This window comes from Massilia sp. 01N410 (assembly GCF_056399665.1).
The window spans coordinates 1-392 of record NZ_JBFTRV010000085.1 but is presented as its reverse complement, the minus strand read 5'-3'; the positions used below and the strand labels follow the sequence as shown (position 1 = coordinate 392).

At 76.3% G+C, this 392-nt stretch carries 1 protein-coding gene; it reads right to left on the bottom strand.

From position 1 onward, the window contains the following. Positions 1-392 (bottom strand): hypothetical protein (locus AC1DOP_RS27355; protein ID WP_477254438.1); only part of this gene is annotated, 392 nt, incomplete at both ends.

The window sequence follows — 392 nt, the reverse complement described above, 5'->3', positions numbered from 1 at the left end:
GCGCCCGACTGGGCGGCGCCCGGCTGAGCGGCCGGCGTCACCACGGCCATGGCCACGCGCGGCTGGGCCGGGGTGGTGTCGGCCTCGCCGGTCTTGATCTCGACGTCGGCGGCGCGGCCGGCGATGGCCCGGGCCACGCGGTCGTTGAGCGGACCCTCGCCGTCCTTGGGCAGCAGGGTCAGGCCGGCCGTACCGACACCCAGGGCCGCCGCGCCGGCCGAAACCAGCAGCGCGGTGACCAGGGTCGAGGACGAGCGCTTGTCCTTCTTCTGCAGCGCCTTGCCGAAGCCGGCGAACAGCGAATTGGCGGCGGCCTTGTCGGCCTTGGTCTTCGCCTTGGCCTTGGTTTCGGCGCCGGCGGCCGCGGCGCGGGCGGCGGCGCGGGCCTGCTC